The following is a 6,000-nucleotide window of genomic DNA, read 5'->3' as shown; positions in this document are numbered from 1 at the left end:
CGAAGTGATCATGCCGGACCTTCGCGCGCATGGTGAAAGCGAGGCGCCGCATGATCCGGATCTCTACCCGGAAGATGTGCTGGTCGAGGATCTGACGTTGCTTGTGTCGGAGCTTGGCCTCACCGATTTCGATCTGGGCGGATTCTCGCTTGGGGCTCGGACATCAGTGCGTGGCGTTCTGGCGGGGCTGTCTCCACGTAAACTCATTCTCGGCGGTATGGGTCTCTCGGGGCTGGCGGGCTGGGCGCGCCGGTCAGCGCACTTTGTGGATGCTATCGATCGTTTCGGTACAATCGAGCGCGGGGATAAGGCGTTCGTGGCTCAAGCTTTCATGAAGACGATGAAAGTCGACCGTGTGGCTGCACGGCTCCTGCTCGGCTCGGTAGACGATACGCCGCCTGAGGCGATCGGCGGGGTGACGATGCCAGCCCTGTGCGTTTGCGGCGTGGATGATCAGGACAACGGTTCGGCTCCCGATCTCGCCGCTGCCTTGCCCGATGGCCACTATGCCGAGATTCCAGGCAACCACATGTCATCGGTCACATTCAAGGAAATGGGCCGGGCGATCGTAGATTTCCTGCACGCCTGAACCGGTGTCTCGATGCACATTGGCTTGCCGGATTATCCGGAGGCTGAGCACTCCGTTTCCGAGGCCCGGGCAAGGTCGGGAAGGTTCTTGTCGCGGCTATAGATGTCCGGTTGAATTACGAAACTTCCGTCACCCAGCAGACCTGCGGTGAAGTAGGTGATGTAGACTGGCAGCGAAGACGGCAGGCTGATCGTAGTGGTCTGGCCGCCCGCCACGATCGCATCCACTTCTGAGGGCGTCTTTTCGCCGTTCAGCAACGTGGTGGCGAAATTCAGGGCCTCGCCCACGCGAATGCAGCCGTGGCTAAAGGCCCTGATATCCCGGGCGAACAGGCTCTTGCTTGGCGTGTCGTGCATGTACACGCTGAAGGGATTGGGCATGACCAGCTTCATCTGTCCGAGCGCATTGTTCGGGCCTGGCTTCTGGGCGAATCCATTGGCCGTTCTCACGTAGCCGAGTCGGGCGGGGAAGTTGCCGTGCTTTTCGCGGACAATACTGGCCGGGATGTTCCACCAGGGGTTCAGGGTTACGCCGGTGATCCTCGCCGAAAAGACCGGGCTGGGTGTCGAGCGCTTGCCAACGATCACGCGCCAGGTTCCCGCCTGTTTGCCGTTGCGCCAAAGGCGGGCCTCAAACGTGGCTGTGTTGACGAGCACATAGGATTGGCCCAGCGATTGCGGCATCCAGCGCCAGCGTTCCATGTTACGGGCGATTGTCGCGCGCCGGTCCTTGTCGGTTTCGGCGGCATAGGCGTCGCGCAGTGCGGCATAATCCGGGCTGGAGGGGCGCAGGTTTTCGATAAAGCCGTCTATGTCGTCCGAGCCGATAGCCTTTTCGAGGCGGGCCTGAAGATCGATCGCGCTGTCACTATCGGTGATATGCCAGCCTGTACGCTGCGCTGTGTTGGCTACACCGAGCAGATGCATACGGCCAAGCTTGAGGGCCAGCGCGGTCGCGGCGCCATCGATGGCACTGTGATCGCCACTTGCTATGGCTGTATCCAGGTCGCGCGAACTGGGCGATGGAAGGGCATCCTGCGGTGCAGCTTTCACCCAGTGCAGCAACCGGTCGACTTCTTCAGTGCTCCATTCCCCGGCTGGAGCAATAACCGGTTCCGCAGTCGCCTCGGGAACGACTGTCGCCGAATTTGACGGATCATCCGGAATGTCTGCAGCGCCACAGGAAACCAGTGCCAAGACCATCAGAATTGCCGGAAGAGCGCTCCCCGCCGGATGCCCGGAAATAACATTGCCTTTTCCCATGGATGCGTGAAAGCACACTTCAGGACCGCTGGACAATGGATTTCACCAATTCTCCTTGTCCTGCGATTTCTTCTCAGAATGCCGGGCCGCGCCGGAGATTACCGGAACGGCGGTTCGTTGAATGCGCGCAGCTTGCGCGAGTGCAATCGGTCCCCTTGTTCGCGCAGCAGGTCGCAGGTGATCAGGCCGATTTTGAGGTGGCTGGCGATGGCCTCCTCATAGAAGCGATTGGCCTGCCCCGGCAGCTTGAGCTCGCCATGCAGAGGTTTGTCGGAGACGCAGAGCAGGGTACCGTAGGGCACACGGAACCGGTAGCCCTGCGCGCTGATGGTGGCGCTCTCCATGTCGATGCCGATCGCCCGGCTGAGGCTGAAGCGCCTGGCCGAGGCGGTATAGCGCAGTTCCCAGTTGCGGTCGTCGGTGGTGACGATCGTGCCGGTGCGCATCCGTTTCTTGAGGTTCACGCCGCCGCCGCTGACCCGCTCGGCCGCTTCTGCGAGGGCCTGCTGCACCTCGGCGATGGCTGGCAGGGGAATTTCCGGCGGCAGGACAGGGTCGAGCACATGGTCATCGCGCAGATAGGCATGGGCGAGCACGTAGTCGCCGATACGCTGGCTTTCGCGCAGGCCCCCGCAGTGGCCGATCATCAGCCAGGCCTCGGGGCGCAGCACTGCGAGGTGGTCGGTGATGGTCTTGGCGTTGGAGGGGCCGACACCGATATTGACGAGGGTGATACCCGAGCGGTCTTCCTTGATCAGGTGATAGGCGGGCATCTGGTGGCGGCGCCATGCAGTATCGGACAGCCGCGCGCGGGCATTGTCGACCGGCGCGTCGAGATAGAGCCCACCTGCGCCTGACAAGGCCACGTAGCCATCGGAACCGACCTGCTTGCCGGCCCAGTCCACGAATTCATCGACATAGCGGTGATAGTTCGTGAACAGGACGAAGCGCTGGCAGTGCTCGGGGCTGGTGCCGGTATAGTGCGCTAGGCGGGCCAGGCTGAAGTCGGTGCGAAGCCCGTCAAAGAGGGCCAGCGGCAACGGATCGTCCTCTTCGAAGACGTGAATGCCGTCGGCGATCTCGTCGCCGATCATGGCGAGCTCGGTGCTGGGAAAGTGCTGTGCCAGGTCCTGCGGCTTGACTGTGCCGATGGCGACGCCGTCGAGGACATAGGGGAACGGAATTTCCTGCGCGGAGCGGCTGACTTCGAATTCCACTTCGTACTCTGCTTCGAGCAGCGAGAGCTGTTCGGCGAGATACTCGGCGAACAGCGTCGGCCGGGTGACCGTGGTGCAATAGGAGCCAGCGGCTTCGAGGCGGCCAAAGGCGCGTGAGGCGCGGGCGGCCTTTTCCTGCCCGCGATAAGTCACGCGCAGTTCCGGATAAGTCCACCGCCGCTCTGTGCGGCGTTCGGGTGGGGGGAGGGTGCCGTTCTCGATGAAGGCGATCATGTCGGCCTTCAGGCAGGCAACGGCGGCATCATATACGCGGACCAATTCCGCGAGCGTTTCTTTCATCATTTGCATGACCGTCTATCGCGCAAATCGTGTTGCGGTGCAATAGGAGCGGCGTGCTGCGGTCGTGTGACGTTGCCGGCCGCTGCTGTCAGGCCAGCGGGCAGGAGAGGTACGTCACCGTCTTGCCGTTGGCGAGAAGGGCTTCTCCGACCTTCACGAAGCCCAGTGCGGCGTGGAAGGCATCTGAAGCGGGGTTGGGCGGGTCTGAATTGACCTCGCAGACAATGCGGTCGTAGCCGGCTGCGCGAGCAGCCTCGAACAGCATGGCGTAAAGCGCACGACCCAGGCCATTTCCGCGAGCTGTTGCAGATGTGACGATGCGGTCGACATAGACGAAGCGGGCATGGCGTTCGCGGAACCACAGGAAGTTCGGGCTGTCGTAGTCCGCGTTCTGGTCGAAGGCGATCAGCAGGGCGTCTTCCATGCCCTCATGCGCTGCCAGGAAGGCTTCGCCGATCATTGTTCCGAGACGCTCTTCATCGGCCCAGGACAGTTCGACCGCATGGTCGTTGTTGAGCTGTGTCAGTCCGGCGCGAAGCTCCGGCGATGCGGCAAAGCCGGAAGCGGTGAGCACAACGGGCACTGGGGTCTCCTGCGGTGATGGGGAGCCATACATGAAAAGCCCCCGCACCGGTAAGTGCGAGGGCCTTTCATGATCGCGCGGTGCGAAAGGTCAGGCTCAGGCCTGCTCTTCGCCCTCGGCCGGAGCCTCTTCCTCGATCACGATTTCGCCGGGTTCGGCGTTCGGATCGTAGGCTTCGGTGAAGCCCGAGGTGTCCTGTTCGAACATCGCGGCCATGACGTCCACGCCCTGCGACTGCAGTTCGGCTTCGTCCGGCGAGCGGGCGACGTTGACCTGCACGGTGACCGAGACTTCGGGGTGCAGGTTGACGCGCACGTCGAAGATGCCGAGCGTCTTGATCGGGCGTTCGAGCACGATCATCTGCTTGGCGACTTCGGCGCCCTGTTCGTTGAGAGCTTCGACGATGTCACGCACCGAAACCGAACCGTAGAGCTGGCCCGAGTTCGACGAAGCGCGGATCAGGACGACCTGCTTGCCTTCGACGTTGCCCGAGTGAGCCTGAGCAGACGAGCGCTTTTCGGCGTTGTCGGCTTCGATCTTCGCGCGGTTGGCTTCGAAGACCTTCTTGTTGGCGTCGTTGGCGCGCAGCGCCTTCTTGTTCGGCAGCAGGTAGTTGCGTGCGTAGCCGTCCTTGACGGAAACGACGTCGCCGATGGCACCGAGCTTTTCGACGCGTTCGAGGAGGATGATGTCCATGGGGCTAGCCTCCCTTACTTGACGATGAAGGGCAGCAGGCCGATGTGCCGGGCGCGCTTGATGGCCTGGCCCAGCTCACGCTGCTTCTTGGCGGAAACCGCAGTGATGCGGCTGGGGACGATCTTGCCACGCTCGGACATGAAGCCCTGGAGCAGACGAACGTCCTTGTAATCGATCTTCGGCGCGTTCTTGCCCGAGAACGGGCAGGACTTGCGGCGGCGGAAGAATGCACGTGCCATGGATCAGTTCCCCTCGCGTTCGCGGCGGCGACGGTTGTCGCGGTCGTTCTTGCGCATCATCACCGACGGACCACCTTCGTGTTCCTCGACCTTGATGGTCATGTAGCGGATGACGTCTTCGTTGATCTGGGTCTGACGCTCGAGCTCGGCGACGGTGTCGCCCGGGCACTCGATGTTCAGCATCACGAAGTGAGCCTTGCGGTTGCGCTTGATCTTGTACGCGAGGTTCTTGAGGCCCCAGGTCTCGGTCTTGAGGACCTTGCCTTCGTTGCTCTCGACGATCTCGGTGGCGGCGGCGGCCAGCGCATCAACCTGCGACTGGCTAAGGTCCTGGCGTGCCAGGAACACGTGCTCATAAAGAGCCACGGCAGCTTCCTTTCATTCATCTAACCGATCGCTGGCTTGTCCGCGGGATTGCGGGGCCCCTCCGGCTTTCTTCAGGTTTCCCCGAACAGGGGAAGGCGGCCCTTAGCGGATCAGGCAGGAAATGCAAGCGGTTTGGGCGGCGTATGGGCGCGTCCCGCAAGGTGACAGGTTGACACGGGTGACACGGTCCAGAGAGAAAACCTGTCACCTTGCGGCGCATGCGTCACCTTGCGTGCCGACCGGCACCTTGCCGCTGCACATCAGTCCATCGCAGCAAAGGCCATGGTCGAACCGGCGAAGCGGGGGTAGGGAATGTGTTCGATGCATGCGGAAGGCATACTCTGCGCGAGGGGGTGTAGGAAAACGGTTTCGGGGTGTGGCGAGCGGGCGGTTTGGTCCGACATGTTCGCCATTCGGACGCCTCGATGGTGCGAGTAACAGGTTCCGCCCCTAGCCTGCCCCAAGTGGTTGCACAGGCGAGCTCAGGAAAACCCTCACCAGCGCGGGGATTTGACACTCGAGATCATCAAGCGTTCCGATCAGACCAACGGCCACGATAGCCTGCTCCGTCGTTGGGGCATGGAGCGCATATTCGCGTGACTGGGCCGCTGCCGCAGCCTCAGGGCTGGGAAGCGACCGTAGCATCCTCAACCGGATCGACGATGAGAGCCTTCATCTGAATGCTCATTTTTGCGATGCAAGGGCATTTCCAGGTTTTGGAATGCACTTTGGTTGATCACAATTGGTG

Annotated in this window: 7 protein-coding genes and 1 pseudogene; 2 read left to right on the top strand and 6 right to left on the bottom strand. The window is 62.0% G+C overall.

Features of this window, described 5'->3' with window-relative positions; all coding sequences use genetic code 11:
• A partial coding sequence (locus MTR64_RS05785; protein ID WP_243991689.1) for an alpha/beta fold hydrolase occupies positions 1-589 on the top strand: 589 nt, incomplete at its 5' end.
• Between the two features lie 32 nt (positions 590-621).
• Here the strand turns inward: MTR64_RS05785 and MTR64_RS05780 are convergent.
• The 6 genes from MTR64_RS05780 to rpsF all read right to left on the bottom strand — a co-directional run bounded on the left by MTR64_RS05780 (position 622) and on the right by rpsF (position 5,252).
• Entirely contained in the window at positions 622-1,851 is a 1,230-nt protein-coding gene (locus MTR64_RS05780) for a L,D-transpeptidase family protein (protein ID WP_243991688.1), read from the bottom strand.
• Between the two features lie 98 nt (positions 1,852-1,949).
• Positions 1,950-3,377 (bottom strand): AMP nucleosidase, encoded by a 1,428-nt coding sequence (locus MTR64_RS05775; RefSeq protein WP_243991687.1) that lies wholly within the window; start codon positions 3,375-3,377, stop codon positions 1,950-1,952.
• Positions 3,378-3,456: 79 nt separating this feature from the next.
• Complete coding sequence (locus MTR64_RS05770) at positions 3,457-3,951, bottom strand: GNAT family N-acetyltransferase (protein WP_243991686.1); 495 nt, start codon at positions 3,949-3,951, stop codon at positions 3,457-3,459.
• Positions 3,952-4,047: 96 nt separating this feature from the next.
• Entirely contained in the window at positions 4,048-4,647 is a 600-nt protein-coding gene (rplI, locus tag MTR64_RS05765; RefSeq protein ID WP_243991684.1) for a 50S ribosomal protein L9, read from the bottom strand.
• A 14-nt stretch (positions 4,648-4,661) separates the two neighbouring features.
• Entirely contained in the window at positions 4,662-4,886 is a 225-nt protein-coding gene (gene rpsR, locus MTR64_RS05760) for a 30S ribosomal protein S18 (protein ID WP_007686754.1), read from the bottom strand.
• 3 nt (positions 4,887-4,889) lie between these two features.
• On the bottom strand, positions 4,890-5,252 hold the full coding sequence (rpsF, locus tag MTR64_RS05755; RefSeq protein ID WP_243991682.1) for a 30S ribosomal protein S6: 363 nt from the start codon (positions 5,250-5,252) through the stop codon (positions 4,890-4,892).
• Positions 5,253-5,756: 504 nt separating this feature from the next.
• Between rpsF and MTR64_RS05750 the strand changes: the two are divergent.
• Positions 5,757-5,849: pseudogene (locus tag MTR64_RS05750) on the top strand (IS5/IS1182 family transposase); the annotation flags it as partial.
• Between the last annotated feature and the right edge of the window lie 151 nt (positions 5,850-6,000).

The sequence above is a fragment of the Novosphingobium album (ex Hu et al. 2023) genome (genome assembly GCF_022832385.1).
GTDB lineage: Bacteria > Pseudomonadota > Alphaproteobacteria > Sphingomonadales > Sphingomonadaceae > Novosphingobium > Novosphingobium album.
This window is presented reverse-complemented; position numbering and strand designations above follow the sequence as displayed.